Annotated in this window: 19 protein-coding genes; 13 read left to right on the top strand and 6 right to left on the bottom strand. The window is 39.2% G+C overall.

From position 1 onward, the window contains the following. The first annotated feature begins 29 nt into the window (after window positions 1-29). Window positions 30-1,718, top strand: a complete 1,689-nt coding sequence (locus tag EHE21_RS08700; RefSeq protein WP_194952418.1) for a YdgA family protein — start codon at window positions 30-32, stop codon at window positions 1,716-1,718. Window positions 1,719-1,804: 86 nt separating this feature from the next. On the opposite strand, the gene EHE21_RS08695 is transcribed toward EHE21_RS08700, so the two are convergent. Then, a complete protein-coding gene (locus EHE21_RS08695) occupies window positions 1,805-2,773 on the bottom strand; it encodes a VWA domain-containing protein (RefSeq protein ID WP_194952417.1) in 969 nt (322 codons plus the stop codon). Window positions 2,774-3,453: 680 nt separating this feature from the next. Between EHE21_RS08695 and add the strand changes: the two genes are divergently transcribed. Further along, window positions 3,454-4,455 carry an adenosine deaminase gene (add, locus tag EHE21_RS08690; RefSeq protein WP_194952416.1) on the top strand — a complete coding sequence of 334 codons (1,002 nt, stop codon included), beginning with the start codon at window positions 3,454-3,456 and terminating at the stop codon, window positions 4,453-4,455. A 135-nt stretch (window positions 4,456-4,590) separates the two neighbouring features. Continuing rightward, the gene (locus EHE21_RS08685) at window positions 4,591-5,043 is read left to right on the top strand and encodes a hypothetical protein (RefSeq protein WP_194952415.1); all 453 of its coding nucleotides are present in this window, start codon (window positions 4,591-4,593) and stop codon (window positions 5,041-5,043) included. A gap of 96 nt (window positions 5,044-5,139) precedes the next feature. Here the strand turns inward: EHE21_RS08685 and EHE21_RS08680 are convergent, their stop codons facing one another. Continuing rightward, entirely contained in the window at window positions 5,140-6,129 is a 990-nt protein-coding gene (locus EHE21_RS08680) for a bile acid:sodium symporter family protein (RefSeq protein ID WP_194952414.1), read from the bottom strand. Between the two features lie 22 nt (window positions 6,130-6,151). Continuing rightward, window positions 6,152-7,195, bottom strand: coding sequence for an oxidoreductase (locus EHE21_RS08675; RefSeq protein WP_088495673.1), 1,044 nt, complete (start codon window positions 7,193-7,195; stop codon window positions 6,152-6,154). A gap of 131 nt (window positions 7,196-7,326) precedes the next feature. Between EHE21_RS08675 and EHE21_RS08670 the strand changes: the two genes are divergently transcribed. The 10 genes from EHE21_RS08670 (at window position 7,327) to EHE21_RS08625 (ending at window position 17,881) form a co-directional block, all read left to right on the top strand. Beyond that, window positions 7,327-7,794, top strand: a complete 468-nt coding sequence (locus tag EHE21_RS08670) for a DUF2569 domain-containing protein (RefSeq protein WP_088495674.1) — start codon at window positions 7,327-7,329, stop codon at window positions 7,792-7,794. A gap of 94 nt (window positions 7,795-7,888) precedes the next feature. Then, complete coding sequence (gene rsxA / locus EHE21_RS08665) at window positions 7,889-8,470, top strand: electron transport complex subunit RsxA (RefSeq protein ID WP_006536930.1); 582 nt, start codon at window positions 7,889-7,891, stop codon at window positions 8,468-8,470. Then, window positions 8,470-9,096 carry an electron transport complex subunit RsxB gene (gene rsxB, locus EHE21_RS08660; protein WP_006536931.1) on the top strand — a complete coding sequence of 209 codons (627 nt, stop codon included), beginning with the start codon at window positions 8,470-8,472 and terminating at the stop codon, window positions 9,094-9,096. The genes rsxA and rsxB overlap by 1 nt, the downstream gene beginning before the upstream one ends. Then, window positions 9,089-12,007, top strand: a complete 2,919-nt coding sequence (gene rsxC / locus EHE21_RS08655; RefSeq protein WP_194952413.1) for an electron transport complex subunit RsxC — start codon at window positions 9,089-9,091, stop codon at window positions 12,005-12,007. The genes rsxB and rsxC overlap by 8 nt, the downstream gene beginning before the upstream one ends. Before the next feature lie 6 nt (window positions 12,008-12,013). After that, window positions 12,014-13,090 carry an electron transport complex subunit RsxD gene (gene rsxD / locus EHE21_RS08650; protein WP_165124009.1) on the top strand — a complete coding sequence of 359 codons (1,077 nt, stop codon included), beginning with the start codon at window positions 12,014-12,016 and terminating at the stop codon, window positions 13,088-13,090. A 16-nt stretch (window positions 13,091-13,106) separates the two neighbouring features. After that, a complete protein-coding gene (gene rsxG / locus EHE21_RS08645; RefSeq protein WP_164530476.1) occupies window positions 13,107-13,733 on the top strand; it encodes an electron transport complex subunit RsxG in 627 nt (208 codons plus the stop codon). 1 nt (window position 13,734) lies between these two features. Continuing rightward, entirely contained in the window at window positions 13,735-14,439 is a 705-nt protein-coding gene (locus tag EHE21_RS08640; RefSeq protein ID WP_023582263.1) for an electron transport complex subunit E, read from the top strand. Between the two features lie 12 nt (window positions 14,440-14,451). Further along, a complete protein-coding gene (nth, locus tag EHE21_RS08635; protein WP_161710889.1) occupies window positions 14,452-15,090 on the top strand; it encodes an endonuclease III in 639 nt (212 codons plus the stop codon). A gap of 114 nt (window positions 15,091-15,204) precedes the next feature. Then, window positions 15,205-17,151, top strand: a complete 1,947-nt coding sequence (locus EHE21_RS08630) for an exoribonuclease II (protein WP_194952412.1) — start codon at window positions 15,205-15,207, stop codon at window positions 17,149-17,151. 181 nt (window positions 17,152-17,332) lie between these two features. After that, window positions 17,333-17,881 carry an RNA 2'-phosphotransferase gene (locus EHE21_RS08625; protein ID WP_194952411.1) on the top strand — a complete coding sequence of 183 codons (549 nt, stop codon included), beginning with the start codon at window positions 17,333-17,335 and terminating at the stop codon, window positions 17,879-17,881. A gap of 72 nt (window positions 17,882-17,953) precedes the next feature. Here EHE21_RS08625 and EHE21_RS08620 read toward each other — a convergent pair whose 3' ends face one another. The 3 genes from EHE21_RS08620 to pyrF form a co-directional block, all read right to left on the bottom strand. Next, window positions 17,954-18,376: a hypothetical protein gene (locus tag EHE21_RS08620; RefSeq protein ID WP_194952410.1), complete on the bottom strand. Its 423-nt coding sequence runs from the start codon at window positions 18,374-18,376 to the stop codon at window positions 17,954-17,956. A gap of 122 nt (window positions 18,377-18,498) precedes the next feature. After that, window positions 18,499-18,822: a stress response translation initiation inhibitor YciH gene (gene yciH, locus EHE21_RS08615; RefSeq protein ID WP_088495683.1), complete on the bottom strand. Its 324-nt coding sequence runs from the start codon at window positions 18,820-18,822 to the stop codon at window positions 18,499-18,501. 6 nt (window positions 18,823-18,828) lie between these two features. Next, the gene (pyrF, locus tag EHE21_RS08610; protein WP_165124027.1) at window positions 18,829-19,563 is read right to left on the bottom strand and encodes an orotidine-5'-phosphate decarboxylase; all 735 of its coding nucleotides are present in this window, start codon (window positions 19,561-19,563) and stop codon (window positions 18,829-18,831) included. Window positions 19,564-19,565: the final 2 nt, after the last annotated feature.

The following is a 19,565-nucleotide window of genomic DNA, read 5'->3' as shown; positions in this document are numbered from 1 at the left end:
CAGATGTACACAGAGGATGGACTAGAATTATGAAGAAATCGCTTGTCGCTGTTGGTGTTATCGTCGCATTGGGTGTTGTTTGGACTGGTGCGTCGTGGTACATGGGCAGCAAAATTGAAAGTCGCTTACAGGAAGAAACGAAACTAGCTAATGTCCAGTTAGCGCAACTTGCTAAAAATGCACAATTTGGCGCTGATATTAAACTTGAAATTCGTGACTATAAAAAAGGGGTATTCACCTCTAATGCAGACTTTGCTGTCGTGATTTCAAAAGATGCTAGTGAAGTCGTTGAAGACCAGGATAAAAAAGTAGAAGAAATTATCTTTACTACTGATATCGATCACGGTCCATTCCCTCTTTCTGATCTGGCTAAATTTAATTTAGCACCAAAATTAGCAGCGATGAATAATACATTGGTCAACAATGATACAACTAAAGAATTATTCAAGCTGACTAAAGATAAATCTCTTTTTGATATGCATACATCTTTGGCTTTTGATGGCGCAGTATCAGGTGAAGCTAAACTAAATCCTATCGATTTCGCTGAAAACGGTGGCACAGTTAAAACAACACCATTAACAATTGAATTCTCATCAGATAAAAACGCAACCAACTTCACTACCGCTGTAAAAGGTGATCAAGTTGTTGTGACTAAAGATGGTGAAGAAACTTTCACAATTAAAAATATTGCAGGTTCTGTCGCTGGAACTAAAGTTAATAACGATCAATATTTATTTAATGAGCAGTTATTAAGCTTTGCTGAAATTGCACATACTAGCAAAGACAAAGCATCTGATTTCTCACTGAAAGATATTTCTCTAACAACAAAAAGTGATATCAAAGATAAACTCTTTAATATCTCTCAAACTTATTACTTTAAGTCACTGAATGTTGCGGGACTAGAATTTGGTGCAGGCAAATTTGGCTATTCAATTGATAAAGCTGATCCAGATGCCATGTTGTTATTAACCAAAGTTTATAACAACTCATTATTACCATGGAATAAAAATCATTTCGATAATTCAGAAATGGTTGAACAAGCCGTTCGTGATGTTCTGGAGAAAGGCTTAGTTTTCCGTATTGATGAAGCGTCTTTAACAAATAAAAGTGGTGCAAGTAAGTTAACCTTTAACTTAGACTTAAATGCTTTTAACGTTAAAGTATTAGAAAGCCAAGAGAAATCGCCAGCAGAATTATTTAACTATCTGTTTAAAAACATTGATTTCAATGTTGATTTATCTCTTCCTATGTTAGCTGAATTCCGTAACACCACTCAATATCTTGATGCGGCTCGTTACCAAGAAACCGCATTAACAGATGCAGAGAAAAAAGAGATCGAAGTAGCAACGGCTGCTGACGTTGAGCAGTTAAAAACTGAGTTACAACAAAATATCAACCAAATTTCTCAAGATGAGAAAGATGCATTACCACTGATGTTACTTGCTCAAGATGGTAAAGCATTAAGCATGAAACTGAACTATGCTGCTGATAAATTTACCATGAATGGTAAAACCTATACTTTTGATGAGTTTATGGATGTGACTCAAGCTCCTCAAATGTTAGGTTTAGCAGCAATGTTATTCGGTATGGGCGCATCATCTTACGATTACGATGATTCTGATTATTCAGAAGATGGTTATCAAGAAGAGATGACTGAAGATCCTGCTATCATCGAAGAGCAAGAAATCTTAATTCCTGAGCAGCAACCAGCAGAATAAGTTCATTAATTAAGTTTCGATTAGAAGCGTAAATAGAACACCCCATTATGAATAGCTCTGGGGTGTTTTTTTATATTACCGTTTAATTAACAATCACAATCTTTAGCGGGAGTATGGTGATTTTTCCATTCATCTTTACAGCATGAATCAATGGTTTTGCTAATTATTCCAGCAAGTGTATTTACTGTTGAAATAATCGAGGTTAATTGCTCACAGACGTGGCTACAATTGGTCTCTTTCTCATGGGGTTTAGGAATATTAGGCGGTGTTAAGCTATCACAGAGGATCTCTTGCAATACTAATGAAAACTTAGCAATACCTGTTGTGTAGATATAAGAGCGCCCTCCTGTTTGCTTCGCTAAGCGTACATACTCTTTTGTGATACTGTCTCTATCTGCAACACTTGGGAAACGATCTAAATTAGTCATTTTATCGTCAGGCGTGCCTTGATAGGTATACACTTTAACTTTCTCCTGCTGAGCAACAGCAATCGCTTCATTATTCTTTATCACAGCAGCATTGGTAAGAACACCGCCGCCACCTTCCATACCTTCATCACCCAACACAAAAATGGCACGACGCGCACCATCACGCCAATCAAAGTGCTTACTTAAATCAATCACTGCACGGCATAAATCCTCTTTATTGCCCGCATGATCACGACCGTCAGCCTCTTTAAACGGCTTTCTTGCCTGTAAACGGTTTTCAGGTACACCCAAGGCTTTTAGATAATCACTGGCTGATTGATCAAATTTAGTGTCATCCCATGTGCCTTCTATACCTAAAAAAGTCACTCGAAGTTTTGATGGGCACTTTTCTGATGCCTCTTGTATTGCGGCATCAACTTCTTTGCTTAAATCAGAGGATTCATCAGACATTGAACCACTGGTATCAATAACAACAACTAAATCTAATGCAATTGTCCCATCGCCGGTGACAACTTGCGAACCATAAGTAAGATTATTTTCTGATGAAGGTGGAAGTAAAGTTGAAGCCAACAGATTTTTAATTTCATTATTTCTTTTTTCAATATTTAAATCAGAATTCTCATTCATAATTATTCACCTTATAATTTAAATAATAGGTTTATATTAAAAAGTCATAATTAAATGACCTCATTCAATTAAATACTTCGATTTAACGAAAAAACATTATGACTTTAATTTTATTTTCTTTATTCCCTATTTAATAACATGGATATTTTATTATTTATTTTATTTTCACTTAATTAATTCTAATAAATTTAAATACAGCTAATTTTTAATATAAAGTTTTCATAAAATAGTTTTAAATACACCAACCGACCAACAATAAAAACACATAAAACAGGTAATCCATTGAATAATGAAGTAAAAAAACAATATCTTGACTATTTTTTCTGTTCGTCTATCTTTTAGAAATCTATCAAAACAATTGATAGGATATTTCAATTATGATGACAGCTCTATTTTTAGATTAAAAATCAATGTATCAGTTAGTTTGATAATACACGTCAATTGCATTGAATATTGTAGTTAATAAATAGACAGCCCTATTTTTAATTTTTTACTTTTTAACTTAAAACTGAGAAAAATAGTCATTTTTAGCTTCAGAAATAACCAATTTCTGTTTATTTGTTAGTGAATAAAATAAAAATCAGTCATAATAACCCGCAACTATTTTATAACTTACCGATTATAAGAAAATCACTATAAACGATAGATTTTCATTATTTCTATTAAAAGGAAAATAACACGTGATTGACACACAGTTGCCTTTAACCGATTTACATCGCCATTTAGATGGTAATATCCGTCCTCAAACCATTTTAGAGTTAGCAAAACAGCATAATATTGCACTGCCGGCTTATGAATTAGAAGCTTTGCGCCCTCATGTGCAAATCACAAAGAATGAGCCAAGTCTTGTTAGCTTCCTACAAAAATTAGATTGGGGTGTGGCGGTTTTAGCCGACTTAGATGCATGTCGTCGTGTTGCTTATGAAAACGTTGTGGATGTGGTTAATGCGGGTATTGATTACGCTGAACTGCGTTTTTCTCCTTACTACATGGCAATGAAACATCAACTCCCTGTTGAAGGTGTCGTGGAAGCTATTGTTGATGGCGTACAGAGTGCATTGCAGTCTCACGATGTAGACATTCGTTTAATCGGTATTTTAAGCCGTACCTTTGGTGAAAATGCCTGCCAACAAGAACTTAATGGCTTGCTAAAACATCAAGATAAAATTACTGCGCTTGATTTAGCGGGTGATGAATTAGGTTTCCCTGGCCATTTATTCCAGCCCCATTTTAATCGTGCTCGTGATACTGGCTGGAATATTACTGTTCACGCAGGTGAAGCTGCGGGTGCAGAAAGCATTTGGCATGCGATTAAAGAATTAGGTGCAAGCCGTATTGGTCATGGTGTTAAAGCTATTGAAGATCCTCGTTTAATGGACTACCTCGCCGAGCATCAAATCGGTATTGAGTCTTGCTTAACATCGAATATTCAAACCAGTACTATCAATTCGTTAGCAGAGCATCCATTAAAAACATTTTTAGAGCATGGCATTCTTGCCTCTCTTAATACCGACGATCCTGCGGTTGAAGGTATTGAGCTAAAACACGAATATACCGTTGCGGCACCAGCGGCTGGATTAACGCCAGAGCAAATCCGCCAGACACAGATTAATGGCTTAAAAATGGCATTTATTAGCCAAGCAGAACGTGATGCATTAATTAAGAAAGTCAGTTCACGTTAATATTTAATAGCTTTTTGATTAAAACCATCTGTTAATCAGATGGTTTTTTTATATTTATTGAAAATAGATGGAATTATTAATGGCTCTTAGACTAAAATTAATTTTCAAGGGGTTACTTATTATTAAGGAAAAGCTATGTGGAATATTCACCCGACAAGAGGTCAATATAGATTATTAGCACAATATCTATCTCCACTTGATGCCTCTATTGAGGCTGGCTTTCTTCAGTCTGAAGGCATTGATGCTATTCTTTTAGATGAAAATATTGTTTGGAATAACCAAGTGTATGCTCAAGCTACTGGCGGCGTAAAACTACTGGTTAACTATAAAGAATTTGAACAAGCGCAAGCAATGCTTAATGAGCTTTACCAAGGCAAATATAATATTAACGATCAGCTAGAACCCATCGATTGTGAATTAAAAATTGATGTAAAAAACAATAAATCCGACTATTTAAATATGGGTTTTGTTTTCTTAATTTATCTTGTATTCGGCTTACCACTTCCCTTTAAATCTCAACAACCTTCGTTAACAGATAAAAAAGAAAATAGTGACCATAACAAGAATGATGACTTTTATAACAAATAAAAAAGCACCGATAAAAAACTAAATCGATGCTTTCTCTTATTTATCTAATGATCAATATTTGATTAATATTATTGATTATCCACCAGCTTAAATACGTTATTTCTTTTCAGCTTCTTTCGCTTGATTAGCGTAGCGCTGTGCTAACACAGCACAAACCATTAATTGGATCTGATGGAATATCATTAATGGTAATAACATTACTCCAACCGTCGCCGCAGGAAATAACACATTCGCCATAGGTACACCATTTGCTAAGCTCTTTTTAGAGCCACAAAAAACAATGGTTATCTCATCTTCTTTATTAAAACCAAGCAGTCTAGCACTGTATACGTTCACAAAAATGACAATTGCTAACAAAATACAGCTCACTACTGCAATCGTTAATAGCGACCAACCGTCAATTTTATGCCAGATCCCTTCAACAACAGCTTCACTAAATGCCACATAAACCACCAGTAAAATAGAGGAACGATCCGTTCTATTAACTAATTTTTTATGTTTATCAACCCAACGACCAATTAAAGGTCGAGATAAATGGCCAATAATAAAAGGTACCATCAGTTGCAGTAAGATTGATTGAATAGCCCCTGCCGTGTCGAAATCTTCCGCAGAACCTTGCGTTTGCATTAAAAAACCGACTAATACCGGCGAAAGGAAAACACCAAGAATACTGGACGCAGATGCACTACAAATAGCAGCCGCTACATTTCCCCCAGCCACAGAAGTAAAGGCAATGGCAGATTGAACCGTTGCAGGTAACGCACAAAGATATAAAAAACCCATATAGACAGTTGGTGACATCCATTCAGGCACAATAACTTGTAACCCTAGCCCCAAAATAGGGAAAAGAATAAAGGTACTGGCAAATACAGTAAGATGTAAACGCCAATGCCCAAGCCCGGCAAGTATCGCCTCTCTAGAAAGCTTCGCTCCATGCAAGAAGAACAGCAGTGCTATCGCACCGGTCGTAAGATATTGGAACAGGACTTTAATATCGCCTTGTGCGGGTAGCAGCGTTGCCAGCGTCACCACACAAATCATAATCATGAGAAAAGGATCAAGTTTTAGTTTTTGCCACCAAGACATTAGATTTAGCGCTCCCTTTTACTTATAGCGTAATGGTTTGTTTTAAACGATTAGAAATTTCGCCAGCTTCAATCAAACGCATAATGGCTGTTGCTTGTATTGGCGTAACGGGGTTTTCTTCACCCAATGTAATTGCACGATAAATTTGTTGATAATAAGCAGGATAATCACCAGAAAGTGTAGTGAGTGTGGTTGTTTCTAATTCACCAGACTCTGACAGTGTTGTTAATTCACCATCTTGACTATCCATTCCCCAATTATAAGTTTGATTAGGGAGATAACCGGCTTTTAAGGCGTCTTCTTGGGTATCTAAACCATATTTAACATAGCTACCTTTTGTCCCATGAATAGCAAAAATAGGTGTTGGAGACGCAACTAACATAGAAGCATGAAGAACGACTCTAAGATTGTCATATTCTAGTAATGCATGAAAGTAATCGGCATTTTTTGCATTAGGACGTAATTGAGCAATATCCGCAGTAATTGCTTTAGGCTCACCAAATAGGCAAACCGCTTGATCAAGAACATGAGGCGCGAGATCGTACCAAAGCCCACCGCCAATTCCTGCATCTTCTCGCCAACGTTGACGAACTGTTGGACGGAAACGATCAAAATGTGCTTCATAGGCACTGATATCACCGAGTGTTTTATCAGCTAAAAGTTTTTTAACGGTTAAGAAACCAGAATCCCAACGACGATTATGAAAAACAGAGAGAAGTTTACCGGCATCTGTTGCTTGCTGAGTTAATTTTTCAGCTTCTTCCAGTGTCAATGTAAACGGTTTATCAACAATAACATGTTTACCTTTTTCTAGAGCCTGTGAAGCCAGTGAATAGTGAGTATTATTCGGCGTTGGAATAATGATTAAGTCTATTGAGGGATCATTAATAAGTGCTTGGGGGTCTGCATAAACGGTAATGTGAGGAAAATCTTGTTTAACTTTATTTTCATCAGAGCTTGAAATTGCACTAAGATTTAAACCTTCGGTTGTTGTTATTAGCGGAGCATGAAAGGTTTTACTTGCATAGCCATATCCGATAATCCCAACATTGAGTTTAATTGCCATAACCCTATCCTATTTTTATATGCTTTTTTATTAACAAAAATCACTTTCACTTTTGTAGCTAAATAAATAATAACAAAGTTTGTGATAATATCCCGTTTAGTTCTATACATACGAGTAGGAATAATTAATTAATGAAATTTGATCTCAAAGCAAACACGCAGAATAACCTTTCAGGAAAAGCGCCTATTACAGGGTGGTTGCTTGCGCCATTGGCTTATATGATCTTGTCAGTGATTGGTTCTGGGTTGATGTCTGTTCTGTATATTATTAAATATTTTTCAGACTTTTCGATCCTCCACCAGCTTCCATTTCATTTGATATCAAGTTGGTATCTCTCTGCGTTAACAACGTGGGTAATGTTTAGCTTTACGCTTTATCTACTAAGACAATTTTTTTATCGCGCTAAAAACTTTCCACGTCTGTTCATTTTTTGGTTGCTAATCAATTTACTATTAGCAATTAAGAGCTTTGGTTTTGCACCTGTTGACGACCAAACAGCATTACAATCCCTTCTATGGTCTGTATTCTCGACTGTCTGCTTTGTGCCTTATATCAAGTACTCTAAACGTGTTCGTGAAACTTTCACACAAGTTCGATAACTTCACGCCTTTACCCTTGATATTATATACGCTTGTTTAGCCTCTTTATTTCAGGAGGCTTTTTGTTTCTCTGTTTAACAATTTTGGCATAACAATGACTGATTACTTGCTTCTATTCGTCGGCACCGTATTGGTGAATAACTTTGTACTCGTCAAATTCCTTGGTTTATGCCCATTTATGGGTGTATCAAAAAAATTAGAAACCGCGATTGGTATGGGATTTGCGACAACCTTTGTTATGACTCTCGCCTCGATTAGTTCTTGGCTGATGGATAATTTTATTTTAGTTCCTTTGGACTTACTTTATTTACGCACACTGAGCTTTATTTTAGTTATTGCAGTAGTTGTACAATTCACTGAAATGGTCGTAAGAAAAACAAGCCCGACACTCTATCGTTTATTAGGGATCTTCTTACCTTTAATTACCACAAACTGCGCTGTATTAGGTGTGGCATTATTAAATATCAATCAAGCCCACACATTTATGCAATCTGCCGTTTATGGTTTTGGTGCAGCCGTTGGTTTCTCTCTTGTAATGGTATTATTTGCCGCTATTAGAGAACGCTTAGCCGTCGCCAATGTACCCGCACCATTTAAAGGTGCTTCAATTGGTTTAATTACCGCAGGTTTAATGTCTCTCGCCTTTATGGGTTTTAGTGGTTTGGTGAAACTGTAATGAATTCTTTATGGATAGCAATTGGCGTACTTGGTGCGCTAGGTCTTATCTTTGGGCTAATTCTGGGATATTCCGCACGCCGTTTTAAAGTGGAAGAAGATCCTATTGTCGAAAAAATTGACGCAATATTACCTCAAAGCCAATGCGGACAATGTGGTCATCCTGGGTGTCGTCCTTATGCGGATGCAGTCGCAAACAATGGTGAGATGATTAACCGTTGTGCGCCGGGTGGCGAACAAGTGATGTTAAAAATAGCTGAATTGATGGGCGTTGATCCTCAACCGCTTGATGGTGACGAAGAAGCATTAAATCCAATTAGAAAAGTCGCCTTAATTGATGAAGATAATTGCATAGGATGTACTAAGTGTATTCAAGCGTGCCCTGTTGATGCCATTGTGGGTGCCACACGTGCTATGCATACCGTTATTGAAGACTTATGTACTGGATGTGACTTATGTGTGCCTCCTTGCCCTACTGATTGTATCACCTTGGTTCCTGTCAAAGTCACAACCTCAAACTGGAAATGGGATTTAAATACAATCCCTGTAAAAAACATTCCAGCAGAGCCAGAAGAAACACCTGAAGATGAACCGTCATTAAAGACGGAGGATAACGCTCATGTTTAATCTCTTTTCGTTATTTAAAAAAGATAAAATCTGGGATTTTAAAGGCGGTATTCATCCTCCTGAAATGAAATTACAGTCAAGTCGTACACCAATGCGTATCGCGCAATTGCCTGATGAAGTGATTATTCCTATTCATCAGCACTTAGGTGTACCGGGTCAACTTTGTGTCAGCGTAGGTGAGCATGTATTAAAAGGTCAACCATTAACAAAAGGGGTTGGCAGAACATTACCTGTACATGCTTCTATCTCTGGTACAGTTACGGCAATAGAACCATTTCCAAGTGCTCATCCTTCTGGATTACCTGAAATTGCGGTAAGAATTCAATCTGATGGTAAAGATGAATGGCGAGAGAAATCCCCTATCATCGATTACCAATCAGAAAGTAGAGATACATTACTTAACCGTATCCATGAAGCAGGTATTGCAGGATTAGGGGGCGCGGGATTCCCAACTGCATCAAAATTAAAAGGTGGTGGCGACCTCGTTAAAACACTCATCATCAATGCAGCAGAGTGTGAACCTTATATCACAGCAGACGATCGCTTAATGCAAGAACATGCTGATGAAGTGATTGCTGGGTGTCAGGTCTTAATTCACCTTCTGTCTCCAGATGAAGTGTTAATTGGTATTGAGGATAATAAGCCTGAAGCCATTGAGTCATTAAAAAATGCCTTAAATGCTGTACCTGATGAGAAACGTATTTTTATTCGTGTTATCCCAACTAAATACCCATCAGGTGGTGCTAAACAACTAACCAAAATCTTAACTGGTAAAGAAGTTCCATCAGGAGGACGTTCATCTGATATTGGCGTTTTGATGCAAAACGTAGGTACGGTTGTTGCCATCAAACGTGCCATTATTGATGATGAGCCATTAATTGAACGTGTTGTCACGGTTACAGGTAATGGCGCTAAAACACCGGGTAATTTTTGGGCTCGTTTAGGTACCCCCATTTACTCATTGCTAAAACAAGCTGGTTTTGTTGCAGGCTCTGAACAAATGGTGATTATGGGTGGACCATTAATGGGCTTTACCTTACCAGACTTAAATGCCCCTGTTGTTAAGATAACCAACTGCCTACTTATCCCTTCAGTCGAAGAGATGGATACAGATAATCTTGAAGAAGCCTGTATCCGTTGTGGTCATTGTGTTGATGCTTGCCCTAGTGGTTTATTACCGCAACAACTTTACTGGTTTAGTAAAGGTAAAGAGCATGAGAAAGCACAACAGCATAATTTATTTGATTGTATTGAATGCGGTGCATGTGCATTTGTCTGCCCTAGTAATATTCCGCTAGTTCAATACTATCGCCAAGAAAAAGCAGAAATACGTGAAATTGATGCGGAAGCAAAACGTGCGGCTGAGGCAAAAGCACGTTTTGAAGCGAAAAAAATACGTATGGAACGCGAAAAACTTGAGCGTGAAGCTAGACATCAACGTGCCGCAGTTAAACTTGATGATGAAGAGCACGGTGAAGTTCAATCTGCACTTTCTCGCGTAAAAGCGAAACAAAGTATTGGCAAAATTATTTCTGTTAAAGCGGGTGAAGAGCCAGATAACGCAGCTGCGATTGCCGCACGTAAAAAACGTAAAGAGGAAGTCAGAGCAAAACAAGCGGCTAAATTAGCACAGCAAAAAGCTCTAGAAACTTCAAGTGCGAATATAGCGAGTGAGAGCGAAGATGCTGATCCGCGCAAAGCTGCTGTTGCCGCTGCATTAGCTCGCGTTAAAGCCAAAAAAGCACAACAAGCTTCTGAAGCATCATCAACTGTAGAAGCACCTACTCAAAACATTGAAGCAGAAGAAGTCGATCCTCGCAAAGCTGCCGTTGCCGCTGCATTAGCACGTGTTAAAGCCAAGAAAACACAGCAAGCTTCTGAAGCATCATCAACTGTAGAAGCACCTACTCAAAACATTGAAGCAGAAGAAGTCGATCCACGCAAAGCTGCCGTTGCTGCCGCATTAGCACGTGTTAAAGCTAAAAAAGCACAGCAAGCTTCTGAAGCATCATCAACTGTAGAAGCACCTACTCAAAACATTGAAGCAGAAGAAGTCGATCCACGTAAAGCTGCTGTCGCTGCCGCCATTGCTAGAGCAAAAGCAAAGAAAGAAGCTCAACAAGCTCCTGCGGAAACAACAATTGATGAAGTGCCGACTCAAAACGTTGAAGCGGAAGAAGTCGATCCGCGTAAAGCTGCCGTTGCCGCTGCTATTGCTAGAGTAAAAGCAAAGAAAGACGCTCAACAAGCTCCAGCAGAAACAACAACTGATGAAGCGCCTGCTCAAAACGCTGAAGCGGAAGAAGTCGATCCGCGCAAAGCTGCTGTTGCCGCTGCTATTGCCAGAGTAAAAGCAAAGAAAGAAGCTCAACAAGCTCAAGCAGAAACAACAACTGATGAAGCGCCTGCTCAAAACGCTGAAGCGGAAGAAGTCGATCCGCGCAAAGCTGCCGTTGCCGCCGCCATTGCTAGAGTAAAAGCAAAGAAAGAGGCTCAGCAAGCTCAAGCAGAAACAACAATTGATGAAGTGCCTACGCAAAATGCTGAAGCAGAAGAAGTCGATCCGCGCAAAGCTGCCGTTGCCGCTGCTATTGCTAGAGTAAAAGCAAAGAAAGAAGCCCAACAAGCTCAAGCAGAAACAACGACTGATGAAGCGCCTGCTCAAAACGCTGAAGCGGAAGAAGTCGATCCGCGCAAAGCTGCCGTTGCCGCTGCTATTGCTAGAGTAAAAGCAAAGAAAGAAGCCCAACAAGCTCAAGCAGAAACAACGACTGATGAAGCGCCTGCTCAAAACGCTGAAGCGGAAGAAGTCGATCCACGCAAAGCTGCTGTTGCTGCTGCCATTGCCAGAGTAAAAGCGAAAAAAGAAGCCGAACAACGTCGAGCTAAAGAAGAAGTTACCTTGGATTAATCACAGATGAAATTCAGACCAATACAAAATAACAATAGTAAATTAAAAATTGCGAGTTCACCTTTTACGCATAATCAACAGTCCACCAGCCAAGTTATGCTATGGGTAACATTAGCAGCACTGCCGGGGATTTTAAGCCAGATCTATTTTTTTGGCCTAGGAACTATTTACCAAATTGTGTTAGCGATTATCGTAGCGCTTGTCACTGAAACACTCTGCGTAAAACTCAAAAAAGAAGATCCTTTACTGTATCTGAAAGACAATTCCGCACTGCTGACTGGCGTATTGCTTGCCATTAGTATTCCGCCTTTAGCGCCATGGTGGATCATTGTGTTAGGTACTTTTGTTGCCATTGTTATCGCAAAACATATTTATGGCGGTTTAGGACAAAATCCATTTAACCCTGCAATGGTGGGATATGTGGTTTTACTGATCTCTTTCCCAGTACAGATGACTTCATGGATGCCTCCAGTTGAATTACAAGCTGTCTCTTACAATGTAATGGATAGTTTAAGTATCTTCTTTACGGGACATACATCATCTGGCTTAACACTTGAAGATTTAAGACGCTCTGTTGATGGCATTACACAAGCAACACCTCTTGATAGCTTTAAAACGGGCTTATTAACTCACTCTATTGATGAAGTGTTAGCGACACCTATTTTACAAGGTGAATTTGCAGGTATTGGCTGGCAATGGGTGAATGTAGCTTATTTAGTGGGTGGATTAATTCTGCTTTATAAACGCATTATTAGTTGGCATATTCCTGTTGCGATGATTTCTGTATTAGCACTATGCTCGGTTATTAGCTGGGGCATTGATCCTACACGTTACTCACAACCGCTATTACAAATTTTCTCTGGAGCAACCATGTTAGGGGCATTTTTTATTGCCACTGATCCAGTTAGCGCCTCAACAACGCCTAAAGGTCGTTTAATTTATGCAGGGATGATTGGTTTATTAGTTTGGGTTATCCGTGTTTATGGCGGATATCCAGATGCCGTTGCTTTCTCTGTATTACTTGCCAATATCGCTGTACCTCTTATTGATAGCTATACACGCCCTCGTGTTTACGGGCATTAATGCAAAGGAGAAAATGATGATCGAAATCTTAAAACGCCATGGACTCACATTAGCTATCTTTGCTGCCTGTACTACGGGCTTAACCGCCGTGGTCTATCACCTCACAGCAGATACTATTGCAGAGCAAGTTGCCTTAGAGAAACAAAAATTATTGGATCAAGTGATCCCTAAAGCAATGTATAACAATTCGCTTTCTAAAGATTGCTATCTTCTTACCGCACCAGAGTTAGGTAATACCAAGCCCCATAAACTTTATGTTGCCCGTTTAGACGGTAAACCCATCGCTGCTGCATTAGAATCTACAGCACCCGATGGATATTCAGGTGCCATTGAACTTCTTGTCGGTGCCGACTTTAAAGGAAATGTCCTTGGTGTGCGTGTTACTGCTCATAATGAAACACCGGGGCTGGGTGATAAAATTGAAACACGTATTTCGGATTGGATCACGACACTGAGTAATAGATTCATTTCCAGTGAAAACGATCCACACTGGGCAGTAAAAAAAGATGGCGGAGATTTTGATCAATTTACGGGTGCGACGATCACCCCTCGTGCTGTCGTCAACTCATCAAAGCGTACTGCATGGTTAATACAATCTTTACCAGAGAAACTGGATACACTCTCTGTCTGTGAGGCAAATTAATATGAACTCAATTAAAGAGCTCTTTTCTCAAGGGTTATGGAAAAACAACTCGGCTTTAGTGCAATTACTTGGGTTGTGCCCTTTACTGGCGGTTTCCTCAACCGCAACAAATGCCTTGGGTCTCGGTATTGCGACAACATTAGTCCTATTTTGCACAAATGTTGCCGTTTCTAGCTTACGTCGTTGGGTTCCCTCTGAAATTCGTATCCCAATTTATGTTATGATAATTGCGTCAGTCGTCAGTGCTGTGCAATTACTGATCAACGCATACGCCTATGGCTTATATCAATCTTTAGGGATCTTCATTCCATTGATCGTCACTAACTGTATTGTTATTGGTCGTGCTGAAGCTTTTGCGGCTAAGAATGAAGTTTTTCCTTCTGCTATTGATGGTCTAGCGATGGGATTAGGTGCAACTGCGGCGCTCTTTGTTTTAGGTGCTATACGTGAAGTATTAGGTAACGGTACATTATTTGACGGGGCTGATTTACTATTAGGTGAATGGGCACAAGTATTAAGAGTTGAGATAGTACATTTAGACTCACCCTTCTTACTTGCTATTTTGCCACCGGGTGCTTTTATCGGCTTAGGCTTTATGTTAGCAGCAAAATACCTAATTGATGAAAGACAGAAAAAGCGCAGCGCTTCGACAACTAAAACTTACGAAAAAGAACAAGGCTGTGGTAGTCATATCGTTAAAAATTAATTTGTGAGCATAATGAATCAAGCAAAACGTATTGAAATTCTAACTCGGTTGCGTGATGACAATCCGCAACCAACGACAGAGCTAAAATTTGACTCTCCGTTTGAACTATTGATCTCCGTATTACTCTCTGCACAAGCCACTGATGTGAGTGTTAATAAGGCAACAGCTAAGCTTTACCCTGTTGCCAATACGCCACAGGCGATACTAACTTTAGGTGTCGATGGTCTTAAGAAATACATTAAAACCATTGGTCTATATAATACTAAAGCTGAAAATGTGATTAAGACGTGTCAAATCTTAGTCGATAAATATAACAGCGAAGTTCCTGAAAACAGAGAAGCCCTAGAAGCCTTACCTGGCGTCGGTCGCAAAACAGCAAATGTCGTTTTAAACACCGCATTTGGCTGGCCAACAATCGCTGTCGATACGCATATCTTTAGAGTGAGTAATCGCACAGGTTTCGCCCCAGGTAAAAATGTCAATGAAGTCGAACAAAAACTGTTAAAGGTTGTTCCGGCAGAATTTAAAGTTGATTGTCACCATTGGCTTATTCTTCATGGTCGTTATACCTGTATTGCACGAAAACCACGGTGTGGCTCTTGTATTATTGAAGATCTTTGTGAATTTAAAGAAAAAACAGATCCTGAATAATTTTTTGCCGATTTGTCTGTTTTTATGATGCAATATTGCTTGCGTCACTACACACAATCGAATAAAACTATTGCCCACTTTTTATTATTAAAACTGCCGACTTTCCGGAAAAATATGTTTCAAGACAATCCGCTGCTTGCTCAGCTAAAACAGCAACTCCATGCCCAGACACCGCGCGTGGAAGGCCTTGTAAAGGGAACAGATAAAGGCTTTGGCTTCCTTGAAGTTGATGGTCAGAAAAGCTATTTTATTCCCCCTCCGCAAATGAAAAAAGTGATGCACGGCGACCGAGTTATTGCTGCCGTTCATACAAACGGCGATAAAGAGTCGGTTGAACCCGAAGAATTAGTCGAACCTTTCTTAACGCGTTTTGTCGGGCGTATTCAGAAAAAAGAAGGTGATAACCGTCTGTGGATAATTCCAGACCATCCTCTTTTAAAAGACGCTATTCCTTGCCGTCCTGCTCAAGGCTTAACACATAGCTTTGTTGATCAAGATTGGGCTGTTGCTGTAATGCGTCGTCACCCACTTAATAAAGGTGATAAAGGTTTTCAGGCAGAAATAACCGATTATATTACTGATAAAGATGATCACTTTGCGCCTTGGTGGGTGACCTTAATGCGTCATCAGCTTGAGCGTGATGCGCCTGAAATGGGTAACGAAGCGCTGACATTACATGATACTTTGCCTCGTGAAGATCTGACTTCTCTCTCCTTTGTCACTATTGATAGTGCATCAACAGAAGATATGGATGACGCGCTCTTTATTCGTAAAGAAGAGAACGGTCAATTGACGCTGTTTATCGCAATCGCCGATCCAACGGCTTATATTCTGCCAAATAGTGAACTAGATAAAATTGCGGCACAACGCGCGCTGACTAATTATCTACCGGGCTTCAATATCCCAATGTTGCCTCGTGAACTGTCAGATAACATCTGTTCATTACGTCCTAATGAAAAACGCCCTGCATTAGTTTGCCAAGTCAGCATCACTGAAGATGGTGCTCTGCTTGAAGATATTCACTTCTACTCTGCATGGGTAGAATCAAAAGCTAAGCTGGTTTATGACAACATTTCAGATTGGTTAGAAGGTGAAAACTCACAATGGCAACCTGAAAATGAAATGGTTCATGAGCAAGTAATGTTATTAAAAGAGATGAGTGAAAAACGTCATGAATGGCGTGAAAAACATGCTCTGGTCTTTAAAGAACGCCCTGATTACCGTTTTATTCTTGATGAAGGCGGTAATGTTTTAGATATCGTGGCAGAAAAACGCCGTATCGCAAACCGCATTGTTGAAGAAGCGATGATCACCGCCAATATCTGTGCGGCAAAAGTGCTGGCGAAAAACTTAGGTTTTGGCGTTTACAACGTTCATACAGGCTTTGATCCACTTTATATCGATCAAGTTGTACAAACCTTAAAAGATAACGGTATTGAAACGACATCTGAAAGTTTGTTAACCCTTGAAGGTTTCTGCCAATTACGTCGCGAACTTGATAACCAGCCAAATCAATTCCTTGATAGCCGTATTCGTCGCTTCCAGAACTTTGCTGAAATCAAAGCAGAACCAGGTCCTCACTTTGGCTTAGGGTTAGAAGCTTACGCGACATGGACTTCACCAATTCGTAAATACAGTGATATTTTAAATCACCGTTTGCTAAAAGCGATTATTAGCAAAGAAAGCGCTGAAAAACCGCAAGAAGAAGATGGCATTCGTATTGCTGAGCGTCGCCGTGCTAACCGTATGGCTGAACGTGACGTGGGTGATTGGTTATATGCACGTTTCTTAAAACCTTTTGCTGGTACTGAAACACCATTTAATGCAGAAATTATCGATATTACCCGTGGTGGTGTTCGTGTTCGTCTAGTTGAAAATGGTGCTGTTGCCTTTATTCCTGCACCATTCTTACATGCTGTACGTGACGAAATCCAATGTAGCCAAGAGACAGGCACTGTTATTGTGAAAGGCGAAACCGCGTATAAACTCAATGATGTTATTCCTGTTCGTATTGAAGATGTAAAACTGGAAACTCGTAATATCGTCGCTCGTCCTATCTAATAGGACTTAAATCGGTATACAATAAGGCTGATAGTTCATTTTGAGCTATCAGCTTTTTTTATATCTCTAATTTTTAAACTAGCGATAAAAAAGAGCATTAAAAAGAAAGGAAATGTTTTTATGGCCTCTTGATATTTTCTCTTGCGTCATAAACTCAATAAATAATAAATGGATTAAATCAATGAAAGACAAAGTACAAGTTAGTCGTTTTTTAAGTTATATCTTACGCCATGCTCCCGAAAGCATCGGTTTAACGTTAGATGACCAAGGATGGGGTGAAATATCAAAATTGATCCCATTAGCACAGAAAAATGGAACAGTGCTAACTCTTGAATTAATTAAAGACGTTGTAGAAACCAATGATAAAAAGCGTTTTGCTATCTCAGAAGACGGCCTTTTTATTCGCGCAGTTCAAGGACACTCGCTTAAAACCACAATTGATTACCAAGCAATTACTCCCCCTAAAATACTTTTTCACGGTACAGCAACTCGCTTTATCGACAGTATTTTTAAGCAAGGTTTAATTCCTAATGGTCGCCAATATGTGCATCTTTCACAAGATTATAAAACAGCCGTGAATGTTGGTGATCGTCATGGAAAAGCCATTGTTTTAACGGTGGATAGTGAAAAAATGTTTAGTGAAGGTTTTGAGTTTTATCAGGCTGATAATGGTGTTTGGCTAACACTTTCAGTGCCAGTGAAATATCTAAAAATAGATGAGAAAGAATAGTATGAAATACAAAAAAATAGGTGACATTGTCACCTATATTCTTACTTATAAACTTCGCTGTTTTACTAACAATTAATCAGGATGTCCCGTAATTGTGATTTTAGTGCCTTTCTTATCTTCTTCTAATAGAAATTCCGTAAAGCCACCTGAAAACTGTTGTTCTATCATCAATTTCTTTGGACTTTCCCATTTATAATCAACAGAAACATCATCTTTCGTATACTCTTTTTGGATGTTATTGTTCACCTTAATGGTTTTTACAAGATAATCTTCATCATGTTCACTGACATATTTTTTATAAGCATCTGCAATTGAAAGACCTGAATAAACACAATAGGTTAGTGCCCCACTTTCAAAGACCTCATCCATTGTTTGCTCTGGCGAAGAGCAGTATTTATCATGAACAACCATGTTCTCAGTCTTATTTTCTGCCTTAGTTTCTGCAAAAAGCGCAGAAGAATATAACAGTGCAACAACCATCCAATACGCTTTCATAAAATACCTTTAAAAAGACATCTCTTATGTGAAAATAAAAAAATGTGACAATAAAAAATGCGCTAATCTCAATGGAAAATCAGCGCACTATGATTAATTTTGTTGCTATCTAGCTAAATAAATCAGCCACCAGCGAGTTTAACTTTCATTCCTTTGGCTTCTAACAGCGATTTAATTAAATCACGTTTATCACCTTGGATCTCAATTAAGCCGTCTTTTACACTACCACCACAACCACATTTTTTCTTCAATTCAGCCGCCAGTTTGGCTAACTCTGCATCATCCAGATCGATACCTGAAACAACGCAAACACCTTTGCCTTTGCGTCCACTAGTTTGGCGCTGAATACGCACAATACCATCACCGGCAGGACGCACAGGCTTTTGTTCTTCTTCTTTAATGCGACCCGCATCTGTGGAATAAACCAAACGAGAGTTATTATCCATGTTAAATTACATACCTTGTATAGAACGATTAATTTGTTGCAGTGTTTCTAGAGGATTATCACTACGTGTGATAGGACGACCAATCACCATATAATCAACACCTGCGGCAATGGCTTGCTCTGGTGTCATTACGCGACGCTGATCGCCAACATCACTTCCTGCCGGGCGAATACCCGGAGTGACTAATAGGAAATCATCACCACAAACTTGTTTAAAACGCGTTGCTTCATGTGCAGAGCAGACAACACCATCAAGACCACAAGATTTTGTCAGTAACGCTAAACGTTCAGCTTGTTCTGCGGGCGTCAATGTTATTCCCAATTCAATTAAATCAGATTGATCCATACTGGTAAGTACTGTCACAGCCGTTAAAAGTGGTGCATCTTTACCAAAGGCTGTAAGGCTCTCTTTGGCAGCACGCATCATGCGACTTCCACCACTTGCATGTACATTGACCATCCATACACCTAAATCAGCAGCGGCGGCGACAGCTCTTGCAACGGTATTGGGAATATCATGGAATTTCAAATCTAAGAAAATATCAAACCCTTCTTTTTGTAACTGAGTGACAAATTGAGGTCCAAAACGGGTAAACATCTCTTTACCAATTTTCAAACGACAAGATGAGGGATCGATACGCTGTGCAAAATCTAATGCACTTTTTTGGTCTTCATAGTCTAGTGCCACAATAACGGGCGCGCAGGTAAGCTCGGGCGATTTTTTATCACAATGAAATGACATTT

It is taken from the genome of Proteus sp. GOKU, assembly GCF_015475555.1.
Classification (GTDB): Bacteria; Pseudomonadota; Gammaproteobacteria; order Enterobacterales; family Enterobacteriaceae; genus Proteus; species Proteus mirabilis_B.
The sequence above is the reverse complement of the archived record's forward strand: the minus strand, read 5'-3'. Positions and strand labels throughout refer to the sequence as shown.

Bases quoted from the DNA above. Each gene is read 5' to 3' on its own strand.
- EHE21_RS08700 (WP_194952418.1), top strand. From the start codon at position 30: ATGAAGAAATCGCTTGTCGCTGTTGGTGTTATCGTCGCATTGGGTGTT.
- EHE21_RS08695 (WP_194952417.1), bottom strand. From the start codon at position 2,773: ATGAATGAGAATTCTGATTTAAATATTGAAAAAAGAAATAATGAAATT.
- EHE21_RS08685 (WP_194952415.1), top strand. From the start codon at position 4,591: ATGTGGAATATTCACCCGACAAGAGGTCAATATAGATTATTAGCACAA.
- EHE21_RS08680 (WP_194952414.1), bottom strand. From the start codon at position 6,129: ATGTCTTGGTGGCAAAAACTAAAACTTGATCCTTTTCTCATGATTATG.
- EHE21_RS08675 (WP_088495673.1), bottom strand. From the start codon at position 7,195: ATGGCAATTAAACTCAATGTTGGGATTATCGGATATGGCTATGCAAGT.
- EHE21_RS08670 (WP_088495674.1), top strand. From the start codon at position 7,327: ATGAAATTTGATCTCAAAGCAAACACGCAGAATAACCTTTCAGGAAAA.
- rsxA (WP_006536930.1), top strand. From the start codon at position 7,889: ATGACTGATTACTTGCTTCTATTCGTCGGCACCGTATTGGTGAATAAC.
- rsxB (WP_006536931.1), top strand. From the start codon at position 8,470: ATGAATTCTTTATGGATAGCAATTGGCGTACTTGGTGCGCTAGGTCTT.
- rsxC (WP_194952413.1), top strand. From the start codon at position 9,089: ATGTTTAATCTCTTTTCGTTATTTAAAAAAGATAAAATCTGGGATTTT.
- rsxD (WP_165124009.1), top strand. From the start codon at position 12,014: ATGAAATTCAGACCAATACAAAATAACAATAGTAAATTAAAAATTGCG.
- rsxG (WP_164530476.1), top strand. From the start codon at position 13,107: ATGATCGAAATCTTAAAACGCCATGGACTCACATTAGCTATCTTTGCT.
- EHE21_RS08640 (WP_023582263.1), top strand. From the start codon at position 13,735: ATGAACTCAATTAAAGAGCTCTTTTCTCAAGGGTTATGGAAAAACAAC.
- nth (WP_161710889.1), top strand. From the start codon at position 14,452: ATGAATCAAGCAAAACGTATTGAAATTCTAACTCGGTTGCGTGATGAC.
- EHE21_RS08630 (WP_194952412.1), top strand. From the start codon at position 15,205: ATGTTTCAAGACAATCCGCTGCTTGCTCAGCTAAAACAGCAACTCCAT.
- EHE21_RS08625 (WP_194952411.1), top strand. From the start codon at position 17,333: ATGAAAGACAAAGTACAAGTTAGTCGTTTTTTAAGTTATATCTTACGC.
- EHE21_RS08620 (WP_194952410.1), bottom strand. From the start codon at position 18,376: ATGAAAGCGTATTGGATGGTTGTTGCACTGTTATATTCTTCTGCGCTT.
- yciH (WP_088495683.1), bottom strand. From the start codon at position 18,822: ATGGATAATAACTCTCGTTTGGTTTATTCCACAGATGCGGGTCGCATT.
- pyrF (WP_165124027.1), bottom strand. From the start codon at position 19,563: ATGTCATTTCATTGTGATAAAAAATCGCCCGAGCTTACCTGCGCGCCC.